The 3,509-nt window shown below is 68.8% G+C and carries 5 protein-coding genes and 1 pseudogene; 5 read left to right on the forward strand and 1 reads right to left on the reverse strand.

The annotated features are described in order from the left end of the window. Window positions 1-606: hypothetical protein (locus AC1DU6_RS23905; protein ID WP_477860111.1), on the forward strand; the 606-nt coding region annotated here is incomplete at its 5' end. 12 nt (window positions 607-618) lie between these two features. Here the strand turns inward: AC1DU6_RS23905 and ureE are convergent. After that, complete coding sequence (gene ureE / locus AC1DU6_RS23910) at window positions 619-1,242, reverse strand: urease accessory protein UreE (protein ID WP_477860113.1); 624 nt, start codon at window positions 1,240-1,242, stop codon at window positions 619-621. A 60-nt stretch (window positions 1,243-1,302) separates the two neighbouring features. Here ureE and AC1DU6_RS23915 point away from each other — a divergent pair, with 60 nt between their 5' ends. The 4 genes and pseudogenes from AC1DU6_RS23915 to AC1DU6_RS23930 form a co-directional block, all read left to right on the forward strand. Beyond that, complete coding sequence (locus AC1DU6_RS23915) at window positions 1,303-1,491, forward strand: AbrB/MazE/SpoVT family DNA-binding domain-containing protein (protein WP_457445748.1); 189 nt, start codon at window positions 1,303-1,305, stop codon at window positions 1,489-1,491. A 7-nt stretch (window positions 1,492-1,498) separates the two neighbouring features. Further along, entirely contained in the window at window positions 1,499-2,320 is an 822-nt protein-coding gene (locus tag AC1DU6_RS23920; RefSeq protein WP_477860115.1) for a crotonase/enoyl-CoA hydratase family protein, read from the forward strand. After that, complete coding sequence (locus AC1DU6_RS23925; protein WP_457325043.1) at window positions 2,317-2,979, forward strand: class I SAM-dependent methyltransferase; 663 nt, start codon at window positions 2,317-2,319, stop codon at window positions 2,977-2,979. Before AC1DU6_RS23920 ends, AC1DU6_RS23925 begins: the two co-directional genes overlap by 4 nt. A gap of 145 nt (window positions 2,980-3,124) precedes the next feature. Next, window positions 3,125-3,509: pseudogene (locus AC1DU6_RS23930) on the forward strand (energy transducer TonB); the annotation flags it as partial.

Genomic DNA, 3,509 nt, shown 5'->3' on the forward strand with positions numbered 1-3,509 from the left:
GCGATGTCGGGCGTGCGCATGTCTTTTGCACTGTCCGACTGGGCCTCGTTGGCGCACCGCTACGCACCCGCCATGACCCAGCTGCTGGCCGTGCGCGACCAGGCCCTGGCACGGATCGATGCCGGCGGCCGCCCGGGCCAACAGGCGCTGGGCGAGGTCATCCACATCAACAACTACCTCGGCGGCCAGAGCGAGTCCACCCGCGACGCCTTCAAGCGCCTCGCCGACCGCGACCCGGTGCTGGCCGAGCGCGACGTGCTCGACGCGCTGCCCGCGCTGATCCAGCTGAACGAGTTCGAGCTCGCGAGCCAGCATCTGCGCGTCGACGCCGTCGTGGGCCGTGTGGAAAGCCTCTACAAGCTCATCCAGGAACATCCGCCGAGCAAGCTCTCGGCCAGCGAGCGGGCCGAGATGCTGCGCTCTCAGCAGCGCGTCATCGACGTGCAGCTGGCCCGCGTGGTGCTGGTGCTCGGCAAGGAACGGCGCGACGCCGAGGCCGAGCAGGTGCTGGCACGCGGGCGAGCCTTGCTGGGCCCTGAAGCCAGCGTCCACCACATGACCCAGGCGTTGCGCGGCGTTGCGCCTCCGGACGACCGCGACGGCTGACGCGCGCGGGCGTCAGTGCCCGTGCCCGTGGTCGTGGTCGTGGTCGTGCTTGCAGTCGGGGCCGTGCACGTGGACCGGAATGGGCAGCGGCTTGCGCGCCGGTGCCGACGCCGTTGCATGGTCGTGCGCGTGGCCATGGGCATGGTCGTCATGCCCATGGTGATGATGGCCATGCCCAGCCCCCTCGCCATAGGCCCCAGCCTCGGGCTCGAAGGCGGCCTGCGCTTCGGTCACGATGAGATGCTGGCGGCGCAGCATGTCGGCCAGCACGGGGTCGGGCTCGAACTGCAGCAGCTCGGGCTGCAGCTCCAGCGGCACATGGCGGTTGCCGAGGTGGTAGGCGGCGCGCAGCAAATCAAATGCGGAGCCGTGCTCTGCGCAGAAACGCACCTGCAGCACGGGCTGGGGGGCGGCGATGACGCGCAGCAGGGAACCGACATCACCCACAAGCMCGTCGCCGCCGCGCAGCGCCGTACCGCGGGGCAGCACCACGGCAACTTCGCGACCGGAACTGTCAGTCGCGCCGAATCGGCTCTTGCTGCGGGTGTCCCAATCGAGTTCGAGAGCGGGCGAGCGCTTGAGCAGCACGGCGGCGAGGCCACCGCCTTGAGGGAGGCGTTTGGAGAAGGTGTGCATGATGGGTTCGGAGGGCAACTGGTTAGTATTGTCGACGCGGTCACCTCAGGAGCGGCAAGCATGGACATCGTTCAACTGGTAGAGGCGCAAGACTCTCTCGGCTTTGTGCTTCCCGACGCCGTGCTGGCACGCCTGAATCTCGCAGCAGGTGACACCCTGCAGCTGACCAAGACGCCCACTGGCATCCTGCTTACGCGAGCCAATGCCGCAATGACCGAGCCGCAACCCGACTCCGTTCCACCACCTTGACTCCCCAATGACCGCGCCCACACTCGAAACCCTCACCGTCTCCGTCCAGGACCACATCGCCACCGTCCGCCTGAACCGGCCGGACAAGGTCAATGCGATGAACGCGGCGATGTGGCAGGACATCCGCCGCGCCTTCGACTGGGTGGACACGCAGCCAGAAGCGCGCGTCGCCGTGCTGGAAGGCGAAGGCAGGCACTTCACCGCCGGCATCGACCTGCAGATGATGATGGGCATCGCCCCGCAGATCGAAGACCCCTGCGACGGCCGCACCCGCGAGGGCTTGCGCCGGGTCATCCTGGACATGCAGGACACGTTGACCAGCCTGGAGCGCTGCCGCAAGCCCGTGCTCGCGGCCATCCACGGCGCCTGCGTGGGCGGCGGCATCGACCTGATCTGCGCCGCCGACATGCGCTACTGCAGCAGCGACGCCTATTTCTCCATTAAGGAGATCGACATCGGCATGGTGGCCGATGTCGGCACGCTGCAACGCCTGCCCAAGCTCATCGGCTCGCAGGGCCTGGTGCGCGAGTTGGCCTACACGGGCCGGCGCGTGGAGGCGGCCGAGGCGCGCGAGATCGGCCTCGTCAACCGCGTGTTCGACAGCCGCGAGGCGCTTGGGGTTGGCGTGCGCGAGATCGCCGCAACGATTGCGTCCAAGTCGCCGCTGTCCATCCGCGGCACCAAGGAGCAGCTGAACTACGCCCGTGACCACTCGGTGGCCGACGGCCTCAACTACATCGCGACTTGGAACGCCGCGATGTTGATGAGCGAGGACCTGACCAAGGCCATGATGGCCGGCAAGGGCGCGGTGCCCTCTTTCCGCAATTGAGCGCGAACGCAGCGGACGCCGGCACAGCCACGTTCTACGACGGCTACGCCACCCAGTTGGCCGCCACCGAGGCCAGTCGCAGCGCGATGCTGCCCCTTCTCGAAGCTGCTTTGCCGCCGGGCGCCTGGGTGCTGGACGTCGGCTCGGGCTCGGGCCGGGACGTGGCGGCGCTGCAGCAGGCCGGGTTCGAGGCCTTCGGCGTGGAGCCCAACGCCGCCATGCGCGAAACCGCGCTGCGGCTGCGGCCCGGCCTTGCCGGACGGCTGCGCGACGCCAGCCTTCCCCAACTGGGCACGCCCTTCTCGGACTGCTGCCCCCAGGGCTTCGACGCCGTGGCGTGCAGTGCCGTGCTGATGCACATCGCCCCCACCGACCTGCCCGGCGCACTGGCTTCGCTCGCTCGGCAGCTTCGCCCTCTCGCCGCAGGCGACGTGGCCCGCTGCCGGCCCGCACTGCTGATTGCCCTGCCGGAAATGAACTCCGGCCAGTTGAATGGTGACCGCGACGCCGATGGCCGTCGGTTCCACAACCACGCCCCGGCCACGGTGCAGCGGCAGCTCACCGAGTTGGGACTGATGCTGGAGAGCAGCAGCGTCAACGACGCGGTGCTGGCCAGCACCGACACGCGCTGGCACATGCTGGTGTTCAGGCGGATCTGAGCGCGTCGCGAAGAGCTTCGCCATTGCGACGCGGCTCGTCATCGCAGATGTTCATTCCAGCACCCGATCAGGCAACAATTCCTGCGTGGATCGAGGCCCGCTGTGACAGCCCGCCGACCGGATTCGTTCACCCAGGGAGAACCGCGTGGATTTCGCTCAATGGCAGCACCGCCCGGGCAGGCGCTTCACCGGCATCGGCGTCGTGGTGCTGCTGCATCTCGTGCTGGGTTGGGTCTTGGTCAGCGGCCTGGCGCACCACATCGTCCAGGTGGCCCGGCAGGCCCCTGTGGAGATCAAGCTCATCCAACCAGAAACACCGCCGCCGCCATCGCCGAAGATGGCCTTGCTGCCACTGCCCACCTTGTCTCCCCCACCGCCGCGCTTCATACCGCCGCCCGAAGTGCAGGTGACGCAGCCGCCGGAGACGACCGTCGCCGCCGCAGCCATCCCCCAGCCTTCGCCTGGCGCGGGCACTGAAGCGGCACCACAACCAGGCCGGGGCCAGCCGGGAGGCGCGCTGGTGCGCACAC

The sequence above is a fragment of the Roseateles sp. P5_B10 genome (genome assembly GCF_056400485.1).

What these genes read in the sequence shown, in the direction of transcription:
- AC1DU6_RS23915 (WP_457445748.1), top strand. Translation starts at nt 1,303, where the DNA reads ATGGACATCGTTCAACTGGTAGAGGCGCAAGACTCTCTCGGCTTTGTG.
- AC1DU6_RS23920 (WP_477860115.1), top strand. Translation starts at nt 1,499, where the DNA reads ATGACCGCGCCCACACTCGAAACCCTCACCGTCTCCGTCCAGGACCAC.